Annotated in this window: 15 protein-coding genes; 13 read left to right on the top strand and 2 right to left on the bottom strand. The window is 68.9% G+C overall.

Features of this window, described 5'->3' with window-relative positions; genetic code table 11:
* Positions 1-11: 11 nt before the first annotated feature.
* Genes cutA through U7230_RS15010 form a run of 4 tightly spaced genes read left to right on the top strand, consistent with a single transcriptional unit; the run spans position 12 to position 5,505 of the window.
* Positions 12-2,351: a glyceraldehyde dehydrogenase subunit alpha gene (gene cutA, locus U7230_RS14995; protein ID WP_324716637.1), complete on the top strand. Its 2,340-nt coding sequence runs from the start codon at positions 12-14 to the stop codon at positions 2,349-2,351.
* Between the two features lie 13 nt (positions 2,352-2,364).
* Positions 2,365-3,243, top strand: a complete 879-nt coding sequence (locus tag U7230_RS15000) for an FAD binding domain-containing protein (protein ID WP_324716638.1) — start codon at positions 2,365-2,367, stop codon at positions 3,241-3,243.
* Complete coding sequence (locus tag U7230_RS15005) at positions 3,240-4,184, top strand: AAA family ATPase (protein ID WP_324716639.1); 945 nt, start codon at positions 3,240-3,242, stop codon at positions 4,182-4,184. The genes U7230_RS15000 and U7230_RS15005 overlap by 4 nt, the downstream gene beginning before the upstream one ends.
* Positions 4,185-4,203: 19 nt before the next feature.
* The gene (locus U7230_RS15010; protein WP_324716640.1) at positions 4,204-5,505 is read left to right on the top strand and encodes a vWA domain-containing protein; all 1,302 of its coding nucleotides are present in this window, start codon (positions 4,204-4,206) and stop codon (positions 5,503-5,505) included.
* On the opposite strand, the gene U7230_RS15015 is transcribed toward U7230_RS15010, so the two are convergent.
* Positions 5,397-5,744, bottom strand: a complete 348-nt coding sequence (locus U7230_RS15015; protein ID WP_324716641.1) for an XdhC family protein — start codon at positions 5,742-5,744, stop codon at positions 5,397-5,399. The genes U7230_RS15010 and U7230_RS15015 overlap by 109 nt on opposite strands.
* Positions 5,745-5,866: 122 nt before the next feature.
* On the opposite strand from U7230_RS15015, the gene U7230_RS15020 reads away from it, so the two are divergent.
* From U7230_RS15020 to U7230_RS15035, 4 genes are all read left to right on the top strand, one after another.
* Positions 5,867-6,844, top strand: a complete 978-nt coding sequence (locus tag U7230_RS15020) for an XdhC family protein (RefSeq protein WP_324716642.1) — start codon at positions 5,867-5,869, stop codon at positions 6,842-6,844.
* A gap of 74 nt (positions 6,845-6,918) precedes the next feature.
* A complete protein-coding gene (locus U7230_RS15025) occupies positions 6,919-7,545 on the top strand; it encodes a DUF1256 domain-containing protein (protein WP_324716643.1) in 627 nt (208 codons plus the stop codon).
* A gap of 83 nt (positions 7,546-7,628) precedes the next feature.
* Complete coding sequence (locus U7230_RS15030; protein WP_324716644.1) at positions 7,629-7,952, top strand: SCP2 sterol-binding domain-containing protein; 324 nt, start codon at positions 7,629-7,631, stop codon at positions 7,950-7,952.
* Between the two features lie 41 nt (positions 7,953-7,993).
* Positions 7,994-8,899 (top strand): patatin-like phospholipase family protein, encoded by a 906-nt coding sequence (locus U7230_RS15035; protein WP_324716645.1) that lies wholly within the window; start codon positions 7,994-7,996, stop codon positions 8,897-8,899.
* On the opposite strand, the gene moaA is transcribed toward U7230_RS15035, so the two are convergent.
* Positions 8,877-9,866, bottom strand: a complete 990-nt coding sequence (gene moaA / locus U7230_RS15040) for a GTP 3',8-cyclase MoaA (protein ID WP_324716646.1) — start codon at positions 9,864-9,866, stop codon at positions 8,877-8,879. The two genes, U7230_RS15035 and moaA, sit on opposite strands and share 23 nt — an antisense overlap.
* A gap of 148 nt (positions 9,867-10,014) precedes the next feature.
* Between moaA and U7230_RS15045 the strand changes: the two genes are divergently transcribed.
* The 5 genes from U7230_RS15045 (at position 10,015) to U7230_RS15065 (ending at position 17,688) form a co-directional block, all read left to right on the top strand.
* Positions 10,015-11,241 carry a M28 family metallopeptidase gene (locus tag U7230_RS15045; RefSeq protein ID WP_324716647.1) on the top strand — a complete coding sequence of 409 codons (1,227 nt, stop codon included), beginning with the start codon at positions 10,015-10,017 and terminating at the stop codon, positions 11,239-11,241.
* Between the two features lie 7 nt (positions 11,242-11,248).
* The gene (locus U7230_RS15050) at positions 11,249-12,232 is read left to right on the top strand and encodes an ABC transporter ATP-binding protein (protein ID WP_324716648.1); all 984 of its coding nucleotides are present in this window, start codon (positions 11,249-11,251) and stop codon (positions 12,230-12,232) included.
* Positions 12,229-13,161, top strand: coding sequence for a DUF2705 family protein (locus U7230_RS15055; protein WP_324716649.1), 933 nt, complete (start codon positions 12,229-12,231; stop codon positions 13,159-13,161). Before U7230_RS15050 ends, U7230_RS15055 begins: the two co-directional genes overlap by 4 nt.
* Positions 13,162-13,319: 158 nt before the next feature.
* Positions 13,320-17,426 carry a ribonucleotide reductase barrel domain-containing protein gene (locus tag U7230_RS15060; protein ID WP_324716650.1) on the top strand — a complete coding sequence of 1,369 codons (4,107 nt, stop codon included), beginning with the start codon at positions 13,320-13,322 and terminating at the stop codon, positions 17,424-17,426.
* 106 nt (positions 17,427-17,532) lie between these two features.
* Positions 17,533-17,688: a hypothetical protein gene (locus U7230_RS15065; protein WP_324716651.1), complete on the top strand. Its 156-nt coding sequence runs from the start codon at positions 17,533-17,535 to the stop codon at positions 17,686-17,688.
* The last annotated feature ends 267 nt before the right edge of the window (positions 17,689-17,955 follow it).

Consider the following 17,955-nt stretch of genomic DNA (forward strand, 5'->3'; position numbering starts at 1 on the left):
GTCGACAGCCGATGGCCACCATCTTTGGTACCGCTATCAGACGCCGGGAGGATCCCCGGCTCATCACCGGCAGGGCGACGTACACCGACGACATCCGCCTGCCGGGGATGGTGTACGCGGCCTTCTTGAGAAGCCCCCACGCCCACGCTCGCATCAAGCGGATCGATACCTCGAGGGCCCGGGCCCTTCCGGGTGTGCTCGCCGTGTTTACCGGGATGGACGTGGCGGGCAAGTTGGGCAACATCCCGACGGCCTGGCTCGTACCCAACAGCGACCTCAAGACGCCTGCCCATCCGCCCCTGGCAACGGAGAAGGTGCGGTACGTCGGCGACGGGGTGGCCATGGTGGTGGCGGAGGACCGGTACACCGCCCGTGACGCGGTGGAGCTCATCGAGGTGGAGTACGAGGTGCTCCCGGCCGTCGTCGACCAGGAGAAGGCCGTTCAGGACGGCGCTCCACAGGTCCACGACGACGTGCCCCGCAACATCGCGTTCGTGTGGCGGGCCGGAGGAGGCGATCCGGACCGGGCCATCCAGGAGGCCGAAGTGGTGGTTCGCCAGCGGATCCGCAACCACCGGCTGATCCCCAGCGCCATGGAGACCCGCGGGGCCGTGGCGCAGTTCAACCCGGCCAGCGGGGAGATGACCGTCTGGCTCACCTCGCAAAACCCGCACATCCACCGCGTGCTGATGTCGGGAGTGCTGGGCATCCCCGAGCACAAGCTGCGCATCGTGGCGCCCGAGGTGGGAGGCGGGTTCGGGAGCAAGATCCCGTTCTATCCGGACGAGGCGCTGGTCGCCTTCGCGGCCCGGCAACTCGGGCGCCCCGTGAAGTGGTCCGAGGAGCGGCGGGAAAACTACGTCGCCACCACGCACGGCCGAGACCATATCCAGGACGTGGTGCTGGCGGGCCGGCGGGACGGGACCCTCACCGCCATCAAGGTGAAGGCCCTGGCCAACCTCGGCGCGTACCTCTCGACCGCCGCTCCCGGCGTGCCGACCATCCTGTTCGGCTTGATGCTGCAGGGCGCGTACCGGATCCCCAACGTGGGCGTCGAGGTGGTCGGCGTCCTGACCAATACCACGCCGATCGACGCGTACCGGGGCGCGGGGCGGCCCGAGGCTACTTACATCATCGAGCGGATGGTGGACCTGTTCGCCCGGGAAGTGGGGATGGATCCGGCCGAGGTGCGCCGGCGCAACTTCATCCCGAGCGACGCCTTCCCCTACAACGTGCCCACCGGGCTGACGTACGACAGCGGCAACTACGCCGGCGCCTTCGACAAGGCCCTCGAGGCGGTGGACTACGAGGGCTTGCGCCGCCAACAGCAGGAGCTGCGCAAGCAAGGACGCTATCTGGGCATCGGGCTTGCGAGCTACGTAGAGATCTGCGGGCTCGGCCCCTCCCAGGTGGCGGGCGCGGTGGGCTTCCAGGGCGGATTGTGGGACAGCGCGCTGGTGCGGGTGCACCCGACGGGCAAGGTCACGGTCTACACCGGCACGTCCCCTCACGGCCAGGGCGAGGAGACCACGTTTGCCCAGATCGTCGCGCAGGAGCTCGGCATCCCGGTCGACGACATCGAAGTGGTGCACGGCGACACCGGCTCCATCTCCATGGGCTGGGGCACCTACGGCAGCCGTACCACGCCCGTCGGGGGCAGCGCGGTGGCCCTGGCGGCCCGGCGCGTCGTGGAGAAGGCCCGGAAGGTGGCAGCCCACCTGCTCGAGGCGGCCGAGCAGGACATCGTCTTCGAAGACGGTCGCTTCTACGTCAAGGGCTCGGCGGATCGGTCCCGCAGCTTCCAGGAGGTGGCGCTCCAGGCTTATCTGGCGTGGAACCTGCCGCCCGACATCGAGCCGTCCCTGGAAGCCAGTGCCTTTTACGACCCCGCCAACTTCGTCTACCCGTTCGGCACCCACGTGGCGGTCGTGGAGGTGGACGCGGCGACGGGACGGGTAAAGCTCCTGCGCTATATGGCCGTCGACGACTGCGGCAGGGTCATCAACCCCATGATCGTGGACGGCCAGGTGCATGGCGGCGTGGTGCAGGGCATCGGCCAGGCCCTGTGGGAAGAGGCCGTCTACGACGAGAACGGTCAGCTCTTGACCGGATCGATGCTCGACTACGCCTTGCCCCGGGCGCACATGGTGCTGCCCATCGAAACGGACCGGACCGAGACGCCTGCCCCGCAAAACCCGCTCGGCGTCAAGGGAGTGGGGGAGACGGGCACCATCGCGGCCACGCCGGCCGTGGTCAACGCGGTGCTCGACGCGCTGCAGCCGCTGGGCGTCCGTTATCTCGACATGCCGTTGATCCCGCAGAAGATCTGGGCGGCCATTCACCGCCAGTAGAGGAGGTGGCGTGGTGTACCCTGCCGCTGTGGATTACCGGAGAGCGTCGACGCTCGAAGAGGCGCTGGCCATTCTGGCTGCAGACGGCAGCCGGGCCAAGGTCCTGGCCGGGGGCCACAGCCTCCTGCCCATGATGAAGCTCCGGCTGTCCAACCCCGGGTTGCTGGTGGACATCGGTCGCTTGCCCGAGCTGCGCGGCATCCGCCGGGAAGGCGACCGTCTCGTGATCGGAGCGCTCACGACGCATCACGAGGTGGAGACCTCGCCGCTGGTGCGGGAGGCGTGCCCCGTGCTGGCCGAGGCGGCCGCCGAAGTGGGCGACATGCAGGTGCGCAACCGGGGCACCGTGGGCGGTAACCTGGCCCACGCCGACCCGGCCTCGGACCTGCCTGCGGTGGCCGTGGCGCTCGATGCCGAGCTGGTCATCGCAGGAGCCGGCGGCCGCCGCCGAACGGCCGCCATCGGCGACTTCATCCTGGGGCCGCTGGTGACGGCGCTGGGCGCCGACGAACTGCTGGTCGAGCTTCGCGTCCCGGTGCTGGCGGGGCGGACGGGCTCGGCCTACGTCAAGCACCCGCACCCGGCCTCGGGCTACGCCGTCGTGGGGGTGGCCGCGGTGCTCACGCTGGGCCCCGACGGCACCTGCCAGTCGGCCCGGGTCGGCATCACGGGCGTGAGCGACCGCGCCTACCGGGCGTCGGGCGTGGAACAGGTGATCGTGGGGCGCCCACTTGACGACGCGACCCTGCGGGACGCCGCGGCGAAGGCGGCTGACGGGGTCACCGTCAACAGCGACCTGTACGCTTCGGACGCGTACCGGGCGCACCTGTCGCGCGTTTACGCGGAGCGGGCCCTGAGGCTGGCGGCACAGCGGGCCCGGGCCGCTTCGTGAGCGGGGAGACCGAGCCGCAGGGAGTATCCCCCCTGCGGCTCGACTCCATCGAGGCGGTGCTGCAGGCGCTGCAAGGGGTGGGATACATCGCCGACCGGGCGCTGGCGACGGTCATCTTCCTCGCGCTCCGGATGGGGCGCCCGTTGTTCCTGGAAGGAGAGGCCGGGGTCGGCAAGACGGAGGTAGCCAAGGCCGTCGCGGCCTTGCTGCGCCGGGACCTGGTGCGACTGCAATGCTATGAGGGCCTCGACGTTCACAGCGCGGTCTACGAGTGGAACTACCCCCGCCAGCTCCTGCGCATCCGCCTGTTGGAGGCCAGAGGGACCGAGGCGAGCGACGCCCGTGCCGCGGAACAGCAACTCTTCTCCCGGGAGTTCCTGGTGCAGCGGCCGCTGCTCCGGGCCATCGATCCGCCGGGCGGCCGCGCCCCGGTGCTGCTCGTCGACGAGGTGGACCGGGCGGACGAAGAGTTCGAAGCCTTCTTGCTGGAGATCCTGGCCGAGTACCAGGTGACCATCCCGGAGATCGGCACCATCCGGGCGAAGGAGCCGCCTTTCGTGATCCTGACCTCCAACCGCACCCGGGAGGTCCACGATGCGCTCAAGCGCCGGTGCATCTACCATTGGATCGATTTCCCGACGGCGGAGCGGGAGTACCGGATCGTGACCGCCCGGGTGCCGGGCATCGACGAGCGCCTGGCGCGGGAGGTGTGCGCCGTGGTGCAGCGCCTGCGCGCCATGGACCTCTACAAGTTGCCCGGCATCGCCGAGACCATCGACTGGGCGGCGGCGATGGTGGCGCTCGGGCGCCGCGAGATCGACCCTGAAAGCCTCGACCAGACGCTGGGGTGCCTCGTCAAGTACCGGGACGACCTGGAACAGGTCCGGCGCTCGGGCTTGCGCGAACTCGTGAGCGAGGTGAAAGCGCCTGCTGCCCGGTGACGAGCTCCTCCCCGAGTCGGTGGCCCACTTCGGGCCCAACGTGGTGCGGTGGATCCGGGCGCTGCGCCGCCTCGGCATCCAGGCCGGCACCGGCCAGGTGATCCGCGCCCTTCAGGCGGTGGAGGCAGCCGGTCTCTGCTCCCGGGGTGACGTCTACGTCGCCCTTCGAAGCCAGATCGTCACCCGCGTCGAACAGATTCCCCTCTTCGACGCGGCCTTCACCCTGCTGTGGCGAACGGCCCGGGGCCTTCCCCCGCCCGGCGACCCGGCGTACGAGACGCTCCACGCCCACGTCGAACGCCTGCGCAGGCGCCGGCAACTCGAGGAGGCGGCCCGGCGGGTGCCCTGGGCCGTGCGGCTCGAGCCCCAGGGCGAAGGGTGGGTCGCCCGCGACGGGGAGGCGGTGGACCTGGTGCGCACCACCGGGTACAGCCCCGAGGAGGTGTGGCGGCGGCGGCCGCTGGGAGAGCTGACACCCTTCGAGCGAGGGGAGTTACGGCAATTCGTCCAGAGGCTCGTGCGCCGCCCCAGCAGGCGGAGCCGCCGCTGGTGGAGCCGCCCCGAGGGGCCGCTCTGGGACATGCGAGCGACCGCCCGGCGGGCGCTGGCCGCGGGCGGCGAGTTGGTCACGCTCTCCTTCCTGCGGCGACGCCGCCGAGCGGTACCCCTGGTCGTGCTGTGCGACGTGAGCGGCTCCATGGAAAGCCTCGTCCGCCCCCTGGTGGCCGCCCTGCACGGGCTCACGCGCCGGTGGGGCGACGTGGAGAGCTTCGTGTTCGGGACACGGCTCACCCGCATCACCCCGGCGCTGCGCCGCCACCAGGTGGACCGCGCCCTCGACGACGTGTCAGGGCGCGTGCTCGACTGGGCCGGCGGCACCCGGATCGGGGAGAGCCTGGCCGCCTTCAACCGGGCTTTCGCACGGCGGGCGCTGCGGCGGGGGGCGGTGGTGTTGATCGTTTCCGACGGATGGGACAAGGGGGATCCGAAACAGCTGGCCCAAGAGATGAGCCGCTTACAGCGCCAGGCGCGGCGCGTCGTCTGGATCAACCCGATGCTGCAGGCCTTGCCGGACCGGCCCGAGGGGCTCCCGGCCGGGATGCAGGCCGTCTTGGCGTACGTCGACGAGGTCGCGGTCGGGCGCGTGGTCGAGGCGCCCGGCGCCCTCGCCGCGTACCTCAACGGCCTCGAGTGGCGGCGGCCGGTGCGTCCTCACCGGCCGGAGCCGGAGAGATCCAACGGTTGGACCAATACCTCCACGACGCCGTTGCACCCGGTGCCGAGGCCCCAGAGCTCGTCGTCGTCCGACGTCATGTCGTAGCGCAGCAGCCGGGCCTGGCCCGAGCGGATGGCTTCGAGCGCCGCCTCCCGGACGTCAGCTTCGAGACAGCCGCCGCTGATGGCCCCGAGGAGCTTGCCGTCCTCGAAGACCAGCATCCGGGCGCCCTCGTGCCGGTACGCCGAACCCTCGACGCCGACCACGGTGGCGAGGGCAGCCCGGCGTCCCTCCGCCCCGGCGGCGGCATCCAGGAGGCGGAGCAGTTCCACGCTGTCGGCCATGGACCTTCCACCACCCGTGTTGCAACGGTAGAAAGTACGGTTCGTCCGGGGCGGAGCAAGTTCCTGCGGACCGGCCGCAACGCAATCGTGCCGGTAAGGGCAAGAGGAGGGGAAAGGCAGCCATGTCAGCGACCTGGGCCCGGATCGCCCACCACTTGCGCGAGCGCCGATGGGTTGCCGCAGCCACGGTCGTGGAAAGCCGGGAGCCGTCCGTGGCAGCAGGCGCCATGGCTTTCGTGGCAGCCCGGGTGGGAGGAGCGCCGGGCGCCGTGGAGACCGAGGAGACCGGCGGCGACCTGGGGCGGGAGGACCTCAACGCCTTCGCCGTGGAGCAGGGCCGGAGGATGCTGGAGCAGGCCGTCTCTCTGGCCGGGCGGGCCCTACCCGCGCGGCAGCGCACCCGGAGCGTCACGTGGCCGGCAAGCGGCCCAGGCGGCGGGGAGGCGTCCGGCGGCACGAGCACACCCGGCAAGGTACGGCTCTTGGTGGAACTCATGGAACCTCCCCCCATCCTCCTCATCCTGGGAGCGGGGCCCGACGCCGAACCCCTGGCGCGCATCGGTGGGGCGGCAGGGTTCCAGGTGGTGGTCGTGGACCCGAGGCCCGCTTACGCCCGGCCCGAACGGTTTCCCGAGGCGGCCGAGGTGCTGTGCACGGCCCCGGAAACCCTGCCGGAACGGCTCCTGGGGCCGTCGAGCGCGGCCGTGATCATGCACCACAACTTCTTGCGGGACGAGGCGGCGCTGCGCACCCTGGCCCGCCACCCCCTGCTCTACGTCGGGCTACTCGGGCCGCGAGCCCGGACCCAACGGCTACTGCGCAGGCTGCGGCAGGATGGGGCTCTCCCGGAGGACGCGCTGTCACGCGTGTACAGCCCGGTCGGGGTGGACCTGGGCGGCGAGGGCCCGGGCGCCATTGCCCTCAGCATCGTGTCCGAGGTCATGGCGCTGCGGTGGGGCCGGCCGGTGCCACACCTGCGGGATCGCACCGGGCCGCTCCACCCTGACCAGGCCGAGCCGGGCGGCGGGCTCGGCGTCGCCGCGCGCCGGACCCAGGATCCGGGCGACCCGTCGCACCCGGTGCGCTGCGAAGCAGGCTGACGTCGAGCCCTGGCCCCTGCCTCTGGACAGCCGGGCGAGCAGGCTGGTACCCTGGGGCGAGGAGGCCGTGCGGGATGCCGTGGATCGGGACGGTGGATTCCAGTCACTGGACGGCGGACTTCCGGCTGGCCAGGCTGCTCGAGTACGTGTACGCCAGGACCGGCCGTGGGCGTCCGGTCGTCGTGGTGGGAATGGGCCTGTCGCTGGACGGGCCCGGCACCATTGGGCCCACCGTGGCTTCGGAGCTCGCCAAGGTGCATCCTTACGTCTTCGGCCAGACAGGTCAACCCGTCGCCCGCCACAACATGGCCGGTGTCTTCTTCCACATCACGCAGGAGTTCCCCCACTCGTTCGTGCTGGTGGTGGACGGGACCACGGGGGAGGCGGAAGAGGACGGGCATGTCATCGCATGGTCCGGCATGGTGGAGCCGGACGAGGAGTTCCTGGAGGCGCGCCAGGCGCTGGGGGCCGTGGTTTCGGGCCGCCCGGCCTTTCCTACGGCGCTCGACGAGCGCCAGGTGCCCAGGACCGTCACGATCGGAGCCGATCTCGCGTCGCTGCCCGTCCACGTCGGCCTCATCGGCGTGGTGGGGCCGCTGGTGGGGTCAGCGTCGGCGCACGAGCGCAAGCTGGCGACGACATGTGATGCCATCATCGATGGCATCCTTCGCTTTTTCTACAGGACGGGACAGCTTATCTGAAGGGGTTCGACCAAAGGAGCCCCAGCGCCCGGCGCCGAAGAGTGGCACCGGGTCCCCATCTCGCGCGAAGGAGGCTTCATGCCGTGGCCTCACCGGCGGAGTATCTCGAGACCCTTGCCCGGAAGATCAACGACAACCCCCAGCGGGCGGGCATTTCGTCCGGGAAGTTCCAGTTCGTCCTCAGCGGAGAGGGCGGCGGCACCTGGACCCTTGACGTGGCGAACGGCAAGGCGTCCGTCCAGGAGGGGCCCTCCGGCGGGGCTAACGTGACCATCGAGATGAGCGTGGCCGACTTCCAGGAGATGACGGCCGGGCGATTGGGCCCCGTCGCCGCATACATGAGCGGCCGCCTGCGGATCCAGGGCGACCTGGGCCTGGCCATGCGCTTGCAGCCGCTTCTGGCGTGAGCTCGCTGGGCGAAGTGAACGGGGTCCGGTCTGGGGCTTCGATGGGGGAGACGACGGGCGGCACGCCGGGCGCGCCCGTCCGGTTGGGCCTGGCGCTGGGCGGGGGCGGGGCCCGGGGCCTGGCTCACATCGGCGTGGTACGAGCCATCCTGCGCGCGGGCATCCCCATTCACGTGCTGACCGGGACGAGCATGGGCGCCATCGTGGCGGTGGCCTTCGCCCTGGGCGACCCCGAGCGCAGCGGCGTGTTGCAGAAGCTCGAGGAGGGGGCGTTGCGTACCCCGCTGGCCGTTGCGCCGGGGGAGCGGGAGACGCTCATGTCCCGCTTGCGCCGGCTGGTTGCGGCGGAGCGGATCCTGACCAGCAACGTCCTGGGGTGGGGAAGCCCCCTGCTCGGCGACGTCATGCCGTTGCTCAACCAGCTGACCCGCGGCTTGCGCCTCGAGGACGCTCCCATCCGGGTGGGGGTGGTGGCGACCGATCTCGAGACGGGCGAGCGGGTGGTGCTGACGGAGGGCAATGCGGCGTTGGCAGCCATGGCGAGCGCCGCATTGCCGATGGTCTTCCCGCCGGTGCGCATCGGCAAGCGCCTCTTGGTGGACGGCGGCTTCGTCGAGCTCGTGCCGGTGCAGGCGGCCCGGGAGCTCGGGGCCGACGTCGTGGTGGCGGTCGACGTGAGCGTGGAAAAAGCCGCTGCGTCGGTCAAAAGCGGCCTGGAGGCCCTCATCCGGGCGGCGGCCATCTGCTCCCGCCACCACACGGACGCCATCCTGGAGCAGGCCGACCTGATCTTGCGCCCTCGTTTCTCGGTACCGATCGACACGCTCGACTTCGACAAGTCCCGCCAGGCCATCGAGGCAGGGTTGAGAGCGGGCAGGGAAGCGCTCCCCGCCGTCATCGACCTGGTAAGGCGGCGGGCGGCCCTCACCCGCCGATCGCGTACATAGCCTTCGCCGGCCGCCGGAACTCCGGCCGGTTAATCAAGTGGCCCTCCCACTTGATCCAGACCGCCTGCGCGATGGCTTCCGCCAGGGTAGCGTCGTCGGCGCCGCTGCGGAGCAGGGTACGCAGGTCGTGCTCCTCGACCGCGAACAGGCAGTTGCGGATGCGCCCCTCCGCCGTGAGCCGGATCCGATCGCAGTGGCGGCAAAACGGCTGGGAGACGGTGGGGATGATGCCGATGACGGCCGGGCGGGCGCCGGGCAGGCCGACCCGGTACAACCGAGCGGGCTCCGAAGGGTCGTTGTGCACCGGCTCGACGCTGCCGACATCGGCCAGCCTGGCAAGGATCTCCTCCGCGGTCACGACCCGGCTCCGATCCCAGCGCTGGTCCCCGTCCAGCGGCATGAACTCGATGAAGCGCACCGCATGACCCGTCTCGGCCGCCCAGCGGGAGAAGTCGCCGATTTCGTCGTCGTTGAAGTCGCGCATGACCACCGCGTTGATCTTGACGGGTAGCCCTGCCGCGTCTGCCGCCTCGATGCCCTCCATGACCCGATCGAAGTAGTCCCTGCCCGTGATCTTCAGGAAGCGATCCCGGCGTAGCGTATCCAGGCTGATGTTGACGCTCGTCAGGCCGGCCTGGCGCAGCTCCTGCGCCAGGGGCGGCAGGAAGTAGCCGTTGGTCGTCATGCTGATGGAGTGCAGACCTTCGATGCCGGACAGGAGCCGGACGAGGCGCGGGATGTCGCGACGCGCCAGCGGTTCGCCCCCGGTCAGCCGCACCTTCTCCACCCCCATGCCCACCATGATCCCGGTGAGACGCGTAATTTCCTCGTAAGTGAGGAGCTGGTGGCGGGGCAGCCATGCGATGGGCCCGGCAGGCATGCAGTAAACGCAGCGGAAATTACAGCGATCGGTAACCGATATCCGAAGCTTGCGGATGGTCCGACCGAAGCGGTCTACCAGCGGCATGAACGCTCGCTTGCCTCCTGTACGTAGAAACTTAACACGTTTAACCGTCACCGGCAAGGCGCATCCGCTTCGATTCTCGCGCCGGCGGGTCGGAGATCCAAAGGCCCTGCCGGGTCGGCTGGCGAATATCGGGCGTCGGGGATTTGCGGTGGGCGTGTGGGAATACCTGGAGGGCATCACGCGCTGGCCCCATCGGGGTTCGACCTCTCGTTTCGAGCAGGAAGCGGCGCGCTGGCTCGAAGCGACTCTGGCGGGGATGGGCTACCGCGTTCGGATTCAGGAGTTCCGGGCGCCGGCGGCGACGCTGTATGCCGGGCCGCCGCTGGTGGGGCTGATCGTGGTCTTGATGGCGGCGCTGTCGCTTGCGGCCGGCGCTTCCTGGGTGCGGGCCGTCGCCGCCCTGGTAGCCCTCGCGGCGGTGGCCGTTCTCATCGAGGAGGCCCGCCTGGGCAGCCCTGCCCTCGACCTGCTCCTGCCCCGGCGGCCGAGCCAGAACGTCCTGGCCGACGAGCCGGACCGGCCTGACGGGGAGAGGCCGCCCGGTGGTCCGCAGATCGTGGTGGTGGCGCACTACGATACCCAGCGAGGGAGCTGGCTCTTCTCGCCGCCCATGCGGCCGTTCCTGGCGCTCTTCTTCCGCGTCGCTTACGGGGCCCTGGCGCTGGTGCTGGTCGGGCTGATGGCCGGAGCGGTGGCGGGGTGGGTGGCGCCGGGCTGGGGCGCGTGGCGGTGGATCGTCGGGATCGGGCTCGGCTTCTCCGTGGTATGCCTGGGGTTCCTGGCTCTGTCGGGGCTTTTCGGCCGGCCCGTCAACGGGGCCAACGACAACGGTTCGGGGGTCGCGGTCGCCCTCGCCCTGGCCAGGCGTTGGGCCGGGCGGGGGCTTCCCGGGGTGAGGCTTCGTTTCCTTTTCACGGGCTCCGAGGAGACGGGCACCCGAGGGATGTGGGCGTACCTGCGGGCCGAGGGCGCCGCCAGAGGCGACAAGGCGGCGCAGAGCAAGGATGAGATTTTCTTCGTCAACGTGGACAACGTGGGAGGGGGGCGCCTGCGGGCCCTCCTCAACGAGGGCATGCTCGTGCCCCTGGGCTGCGGCGATCGCATGAGGGCCGTGGCCGAGCGGCTGGCCGGCCCGCAGACGTGGAGTCTGTGGCCGCGGATGCTGCTGCTCAGCACCGACGGCGGGCCGGCGGTGCAACACGGATACGAGGCGCTCACCTTCATCGGCCTGGAAGATGGGGGAGGGATCCCCCATTACCACTGGTTTTCTGATATCATCCAGCACGTGGACCGTGCTCACCTCGAACGCGTATCGTCGGCGGTCGCGTTGTACGTCGAGGCGCTTGCAGCCGATGTAGGTCGGGATAGGGGCTAAGAACGCGTTGAGCGAGTGGGCCATCCGGACAGACGGTCTGACCAAGCACTACGGCAGGGTGCGAGCTCTCGAGGAGATCCACTTACGGGTACCGGCCGGCCGGATTTACGGATTCGTGGGGCCCAACGGATCCGGCAAGACGACGGCCATCGCCTCGGTGTTGGGGCTCATCCGCCCGACTCGGGGCTCGATCGAGGTCCTGGGGGTGTGCCAGGGCAGCCGGGACTTTCCGGCGGCACTGGCCCAGGTGGGAGCACTGGTCCAGGCGCCTGCTTTCTATCCCTACCTCTCGGGCCGCGACAACCTGCGGGTGCTGGGATCGACGCGGTCGATGGTCTCCGACCGCGACATCGACGAGGCGCTGTCCATGGTGGGCCTCACCGAGCGGGCCAACGACCGCTACCAGTTCTACTCGCTGGGGATGCGCCAGCGGCTGGCGATCGCCCTCGCCCTCATCGGGCATCCTCGACTGGTCATCCTGGACGAGCCCACCAACGGCCTCGATCCCTTCGGCATCCAGGAGGTCCGGCAGCTCATCCGGGGTCTGGGCGCGCAGGGGTTGACGGTGTTCTTGTCGAGCCACCTCCTGTACGAGGTGGAGCAGGTGTGCGACGAGGTCGGGGTGATCGTCCAGGGGCGCCTGGTGGCTCAGGGGCCCGTGGAGGAGCTGCTGCGGACCCGGGGCATCCGGATCCGGGTCAGCCCCGGGGAGCGCCACAACGGGCATCCGGAGGGTGTGGACGGCCACAACGGGGCACTGGCCAGGGCGGCGGCCCGCCTCATCGAGCAACTGCCCTGGCGGCCGCGAGTGCAGGTGCAGGGGGAGAGCGTCTGGGTGGACGCCCCACCCGACAAAGGCGCCGAACTGACCCGGGTGCTGGCCTCTCAGGGCCTCTGGATCAGTGAGCTCGTGCCCGTCCGCAGCACGCTGGAACAGTATTTCATGGAACTTGCTACCGGCCGCCAGGCCGAGGGCGGGGTGCGCTCGTGAGCGAGCTCGTCACGGCGCTTCAGGTCGAACTCTTCAAGACCCGGCGGCTACGGCTCGTCTGGGCGCTTCTCGGGCTCATGCTGGTGTTCCTGGTGCTCAACTCCGTGCTGTCGTACCAGGCGTACCAGGACGTGCGCCGGTTCGCCCGGTTGGAGACGGGTGCGGCGCAGCCCGAGGATCGCCACGCCACGGCCATGCAACAGGAGATGCTGGCCGTGGCCCTGCGGAGCAACCTCGTCATGCCCTCGGCGTACGCCGGCGTGACGGGCGTGCTTTACTTCCCCGGATTCGTGCTCATCACGATTGCGGCCGGCTCGCTGGTGGCCAACGAGTTCGGATGGGGCACGGCCCAGCGGGTGCTGGCCCGGGGGCGCCGCCGCTGGGCGTGGCTTGGGGCCAAACTCGGCACCGTGGCGGTGCTGGCGGCGGGGGCGGTGGTCATCGGCCTCGCTGCCGGCAGCGTGGGAGGTTTTGCGACGAGCCAGGCCCTGCACGCCTGGCGTCCGCAGGCGTTTTCTGCGGAGACGTGGCAGTCCCTCGGCGTCATGACGCTGCGTCTGTGGGCCGTGCTCACGGTGTACGGCGTGGTGGCGGCCGCCGCGGGGTTTTACTTCCGCAACACGGGGTTGGCCGTGGGCGGGGCCCTCGTCTACTACTTCGTCGAGGCCCTCGTGTCGGGGCTCATCGTCCAGACCCGGGGGTGGCTCTCCGAGATCCGCCCTTACTTGCTGGGCAACGTGGCCCACTCCCTCGTGGTGACCCACAACCCCTTCGTGTCGGCGATGATGGGAGGTCAGGGCGAGCGCGCGCTCGAGGCGGCGGCCAGGGGCCTCGACCCGGGCGCCGCATGGGTAGCGCTCGCCGGATGGGGACTTCTCTTCTCCGCCGTGTGCGTGGCCTCGTTCGCCCGGCGCGATTTACCCGTCTGAGGTAGCGACGGTGGCCGGTGCCCGTTTACGGGCTCGAGGCCCGGCGCGCGCGGTCGCAGGGCGCCCCGGACGGCCCCGAACGCCCGTTGCTCCCCGACATGTCGGGCAGTATAATGCCAGTGCTCTCAACATCTAGTGGCGGGCAGGTGTTCGGTATCATGGAGGCCGAGTCCAGGAGCTATCGCTGGGGACCCGTGCAAGAGCTCATCTTCCTCGATCGCTACAGCCCGAAAGCTGCCCGAGACGAGATCGCGGTGGGCGACATTGTCGTGGTCATGACCAGCGACGACCGGCGCCACCCTGCCAAGGAGGTAGGGGTCGTCGAGGCGGTGGAGGGCGGCGAGGTCGTCGTGCGCCTCAAGGTGAGCGGCGAGGTGATCCGCCGTCCCTTGAGCCGGTGCGACAAGCCCGTCGAGACCCGACCGGAGCAGATGTGGGACCGGCTGGCCCGGGCGGCCGCGAAAGTCGAGGCGCCCGAGCTGCGGGAGAAGCTACGGGACGAGTTCCGGTGGCTCCTGGACGGGTTCCGTTTCGTGCCCGGCGGGCGCATCAACCTGCTGCTCGGCTCGGGGCAAAACCTGACCGCGTACAACTGCTACGTCATCCCCGTGCGGGGCCGCACGCCGGATGTGCCGGCCGACTCGCGCCACGCCATCATCGACACGCTGGGCAACATGGTGGAGACCATGGCCCGCGGCGGCGGGGTCGGGATCAACCTCTCCGTGCTGCGGCCGCATCTTGCGTCCGTGAAGGGCGTCAACGGCAAATCGTCGGGATCGGTCTCGTGGGGAGCCCTCTTCAGCTTCGCCACGGGGCTGGTGGAGCAGGGAGGCAGTCGCAGGGGCGCGTTGATGCTCATCCTCAACGTCTGGCACCCCGACATCGTCGAGTTCATCAATGCCAAGCGCGACTTCTCTGCCATCACCAATGCCAACATCAGCGTCGGCATTACGGAGGAGTTCGAGCAGGCACTGGAGCAGGACGCGCAGTGGGAGCTGGTGTTCCCCGAGACGACCGACCCCGACTACGACCGGGTGTGGGACGGCGATTTGAAGAAGTGGAAGGCCATGGGCAAGCCCGTGCGGGTGTACCAGCGGGTGCGGGCCCGGGACCTCTTCCGCCAGATCGTCGAGTCGGCGTGGGCCTCGGCAGAGCCGGGCTTCGTCCGGCTCGACTACGCCAACAAGATGTCCAACTCGTGGTATTATGCGCCGCTCATCTCCACGAACCCCTGCTTTGCGGGGTCCGTGCGCCTTGCCACGTCGAAGGGATACCTGACGTTCGAGGAGCTCTACCACAGCGAGGAGCCCCTACAGGTTCTGACGGATGCCAGGGTGCGGGCCGTGGCCATGGCTCCAGTGGCAGGCAATTCCCGGGGCCGGATATCGGCCCAAGCGTTGAGGCAACTGCCCACAGGCGTCGAGGTTCGCCCAGCGGTTCACGTCTTCCTTACCCGTCGCAACGCGCCGGTGTTTCGGTTGAAGACCGTTCACGGGTACGAGGTGATCGCCACTGCCGATCATAGGTTCCTGACCCCGGCCGGTTGGGTCGAGCTGAAAGACCTGACTCCTGGCCAAACCCTCTTTCTGCAATCGGGACCGGGCGCGTGGTCCGACGAGCGCCGCTTGCCGCCCTGGATTATCGATGAGCCGGCTGTACTGGGCAAGCTAAATGCTCGAATTCGTCGAGGCGACGCCCATCCACCTGAGGAATGGAGCGCCGAGTTAGGTCAAGTACTTGGTTGGTTAACTGGAGACGGTTATACGTACGACGACAATGGCAAGCCTGTTGTGACATTGGTCTTTGGCCCTGGAGAACGGGCTCGTCTACCCCGCTTTAGAGAGTTGCTCAAGTCGTGGTTTGGAGTCAGTGGAAACGTTACGACCCGTAATCACACGGCGGCTTTGCAGCTCGAGGGGATACCCGCACGTTTCTTCAGGAATCTAGGCATGAGGCCTGTCAAGGCAAGTGAAAAGAGGGTACCAGACTCGATCTGGCGGGCACCCAAAGACGCGGTCGTCGGATTTTTGCAGGGGCTGTTCACGAGTGATGGCACGGTCAACATCTCATGTCACGGGAAATCGTGCTCAATTCGGCTGACCAGCAGCTCAGAGCAGCTTCTCAAGGACGTGCAGTTGCTCCTCCTCAATCTGGGGATCGTCTCACGGGTCTATAAGCGCCGTGATGCGGCGAAACGACCCCTCCCGGGCAGCGATAGGAGTCCTGCGTGCTATCCGGTTCAATCACAGTGGGAGCTTGTTCTGGACAAGGAAAACAGGGATCGCTTTGCCCGATCCATCGGCTTCCTGGAGGTGGAGAAGCAGAAGAAGGTCCGTCGCTATATTGAATCGAAGTTGCGGGAAACTCATTTGGAACGATTTGTGACGAAGGTAGCGTCAGTGGAGCCTGCTGGCTTCGAGGACGTCTATGATACAACGGAGCCGGTGACTCATTCAATCATCGCGAATGGCCTTGTTGCCCATCAGTGCGCGGAACAGCCGCTTCCGGCATGGGGCGTCTGCCTTCTGGGGCACCTCAATCTGGCGCGGTTTGTTGAAAACGGGGAAGTCAAATGGGCAGAACTGGGCAAGGCCGCCAGGCTGGGCGTACGGTTCCTCGACAACGTCATCGACATCACTCCGTATTTCTTCGAGGAGAATGAACGCCAGCAAAAGATGGAGCGCCGGGTCGGCATGGGCACGATGGGCCTGGCGGAGATGCTGATTCATCTGGGCATTCGCTACGGGAGCCCGGAGGCGATCGCGTTCGTCGACCGGCTGTACGGCTTCATCAGCCGGGAGGCGTACCTGGCCTCGGTGGAGCTGGCGAAGGAGAAGGGCCCCTTCCCGGCCTTCGACGCGGAGAAGTACCTGCAGTCGGGCTTCATGAAGACGATGCCTGAGGACGTACGGGAGGCGATCCGGGCGCACGGGATCCGAAACGTCACGCTCCTCACCCAGGCGCCTACCGGGACGACCGGCACCATGGCAGCCACTTCTACGGGCATCGAGCCGTATTACGCCTGGTCCTACTGGCGTCAGGGGCGGCTCGGGCGGAAGGAGATCTTCGAGCCGGTCGTGCAGGAGTACCTCGACGCTCACCCCGAGCTCGGGGGTGACGTGAAGAGGCTGCCGCCCTACTTCGTCACGGCTCTCGAACTGACGCCCGAGGAGCACGTCCGGATGCAGGCGGCGATCCAACGGTGGGTGGACAGTGCCCTGAGCAAGACGGCCAATTTACCGTCCCACTATACCGTGGACCAGACGCTCGAGCTGTACGAGCTCGCCATCAAGCTGGGCTGCAAGGGCGTGACCATCTACCGGGACAAGTCGCGCGACGAGCAGGTACTGGTCGCCAAAGACGAGGGCACCCCCGGCTCGGAGCAGACGGGCGTGACGTCGGAGCAGGTGGCGAGCGTGCGGCGGGAAGCCGCGACTTCGGGCTCTCCGCTGGACGTGGAGCCCAGGGCCGTCATCGGCGAGGTGCCGGAAGAGGTGGAGGGTTTCACGTACCGGCAAAAGACGCTGGTCGGTACGGCCCGGGTGGTGGTCAACGAGTACCCGAAGGGGCAGCCGTTCGAGACCATCATCGTATTGGGCAAAGGCGGCATGGACATCACCGCGGACGCCGAGGCCATCGGCCGGCTCATCTCGCTTTACCTGCGCACTCCCAGCCCCATCAGCAACCTGGAGAAGCTGGCGCTGGTAGTCGAGCAGCTGCGCAACATCGGTGGGGCACAGCCGTTCGGCTTCGGCCCCAACAAGGTGCTTTCCATGCCGGATGCGCTGGCCAAGGCCCTGGAGCGCTACCTGCATACGCGGCGACACGAGCCCGGCGAAGAGGGCTCGAGAGAAAAAAGAGAAGAGCTGCCACCGGCATCCACCGGTAAGGGACAGCATGGCCCTTCCGAGCCGGGCGCGTCCTCCGGGCGGCACGAGGGTAGCGGGGCCAAGGCGGAAAGCACCCTCTCTGCCTCTGGTGCTGCCGGCTCAGGGACCAACCCTGGAGGCCCTGAGCGGGCAGCCGGCGGCCCGGCCACGCGGGATGCCGCGGCACGAGAAAGGCCCGGCCAGGGTAGCGATGCGCCGGCGATGACCCTCTCGCACCGGCCCGGGGACTTGCATGCGGCCGAGGAGCCCCTCCACCGCAACGGCCACCGCCATGCGACGGCAGGGGCGGACATCTGCCCCATGTGCGGCCAGGCCCAGTACGTGCGGATCGAAGGGTGTGGCTATTGCCAGAACTGCGGCTACTCCCGGTGCTGAGGAAGCTGGCGCCGCGGCCGACTAGCCCGCGAGCGCCGGTGCAGACTAGGCCTGGAGCCGGCTCCGGCGCCCCACGTGGAGCTTCCCATGGGAAGGGGGGATGGCCATGGCAAGAGACGGCTATCTCCAGATGCGCCGGGAGATGGAGCGGTCGCCGCTGCGGCCCGTGCTGCAGCAGCTCGACCTGCCCGAAAACTTCAAGGCGTACATCCTGGCGATGGCGACCATGGCCGCATCCAACCCGAACCGGGGCCGGCGCTGAGGGGTGGGCGACGCCCCGCCCCTCTCGTTTCGAGAGCGCCTGGCGAGCGGATCGTGGTCGCGCGTTGCCGGATCAGGACCCGGCAGGCAGGGCACAGTTGCCACGAGCCGAGGGCCGCGCTTCCGGAGGAGCCGACCGGGCGGCCGCACACGAAGCAACGTCCGGGAGCGAGGCCGGCGGGCGGGGCCCATTGTCGATACGCCTGCACAGGTATCCACCAGCCCTATCTTATCACCGGCCCGGCGAGTCTGCCCGCGGCGGCTTCGA

The sequence above is a fragment of the Limnochorda sp. L945t genome, from assembly GCF_035593305.1.
Lineage (GTDB): Bacteria > Bacillota > Limnochordia > Limnochordales > Geochordaceae > Carboxydichorda > Carboxydichorda subterranea.